The 1,473-nt window shown below is 40.7% G+C and carries 2 protein-coding genes; both read left to right on the plus strand.

Annotated elements, in window-relative coordinates:
* Positions 1-209 precede the first annotated feature (209 nt).
* Positions 210-824 carry a hypothetical protein gene (locus A3773_RS16715; RefSeq protein ID WP_067988621.1) on the plus strand — a complete coding sequence of 205 codons (615 nt, stop codon included), beginning with the start codon at positions 210-212 and terminating at the stop codon, positions 822-824.
* 105 nt (positions 825-929) lie between these two features.
* Positions 930-1,301 carry a hypothetical protein gene (locus A3773_RS16720; protein WP_067988623.1) on the plus strand — a complete coding sequence of 124 codons (372 nt, stop codon included), beginning with the start codon at positions 930-932 and terminating at the stop codon, positions 1,299-1,301.
* The last annotated feature ends 172 nt before the right edge of the window (positions 1,302-1,473 follow it).

The raw sequence follows: 1,473 nt of genomic DNA on the forward strand, positions 1-1,473 counted from the left end.
GATATAAATCGCTATGGATGGTGACCTTCCTACAGAGGACTTTCACCTCATTAGTTCATGCCCATGCTGGGCGTACACAAAGCTGTCATAGGGACATTTTTTACTTCGCTCCTTTTTGGGGTGGCTTCGCCACTTTACCCCAAAACTCCACTACGCAAAAAATGCCCCATACAGCGGCGTTATATACCAACTAATTTAGGAGTTTTAAAATGATAGGGAAATTTAAACTAATTTCTATCACTGCCTTAATTTTACTTTGTACTGCTTGCTCGGCACCGCTGACTAAGACTCAACTTGAGTCTGCAAAAACGGCAGGGGTAGTAAATAATTTCCCAAAAGAACCAACATTCAATGTCATAGGTACAACTGTATTTAACAATGAATACGCTTCTATCACTGACTCTTCTTTCCACAATAAAGTGACTGAAATCGTTACCAAAAGGCTGGAATCTAGAGGCTTCAATGTCACTACATTCGAACAAGATGATGAAGACAATAAATCTAAAGTAGATTTGTTGATTAAGATAATCCCTAGAGAGGTTTACCAAATACCAGGAACTTATGGTTTTGGTGTAAACCAACGGTCTTTTCTGGGTAAAAAAGCTTCACCGATCGTCTACGTAGCTCTAAATATTTCTCCATATCTGCATGGGGAAAGCAAAGGAAATGCATTCTACCTTCAGAACTTGGAACAGCTAACTTTTGATGATTTGGCTGAAAGCTGGGACTCTCTTCCAACTGATAAGAAGGAAGAAATTATCACTACCTTAAACACTAAAATAGAAAGCACAATCAACGAGTTGCTGAATAATGTTGGTATATAACAAGGGTGGGCACATACGCCAGCAAAGCTGGCTAGGACAACCGCTGCGCGGTCGCCTGTGCCACAAGCGTTATGTTTTTAAATGTCCTTACCGAGACTTAGTTTAATGAAGCTTTACCTCAGTCTTATCATCGCCACCTTATTTTCTTTGCCCGTACTGGCTAATGAAAGTGTGGAAGAGCCGCAGTACATGGCTTTTGGAATGGGTATTACTAATTGTGTCGAAGTAAATCAAAACTTTGATAAAGAAAATTTTCAGTTCGTATTAAAGGTTTGGCTAACGGGGTACATGACAGCTGTTAATAGCGTATTGAAAGATCAACCAATTGGTCTTAGTTCTTCAGATATGGACGATTCTCTTAAAAGTATTCGTTTATTTTGTACAGATAAATCAAATATGCAGGCCTCTATTGGCGAAGCTGCCGAAACATTTTGGCGGGTACGAGTAGCTGAATTAGCGACAAAAGCAGCTAAATGATTCGATACTTTCAAAACATAATCGGGTAGCCGAGGGTCTCTAACCCTCAGCCCCCACAACACCCTGCATGCGGATCCGCACAGGGCGTTTCACTGAGAATGGTGAAGCTTGATCCATCCATCGCGCAATTCATAAAGCCCCTGAGATTTTAAGTAAGCATTGGATAATGCCT

Source organism: Neptuniibacter pectenicola (assembly GCF_001597735.1).
In the GTDB taxonomy this organism is placed as follows: Bacteria; Pseudomonadota; Gammaproteobacteria; order Pseudomonadales; family Balneatricaceae; genus Neptuniibacter; species Neptuniibacter pectenicola.

What these genes read in the sequence shown, in the direction of transcription:
- A3773_RS16715 (WP_067988621.1), top strand. Translation starts at nt 210, where the DNA reads ATGATAGGGAAATTTAAACTAATTTCTATCACTGCCTTAATTTTACTT.
- A3773_RS16720 (WP_067988623.1), top strand. Translation starts at nt 930, where the DNA reads ATGAAGCTTTACCTCAGTCTTATCATCGCCACCTTATTTTCTTTGCCC.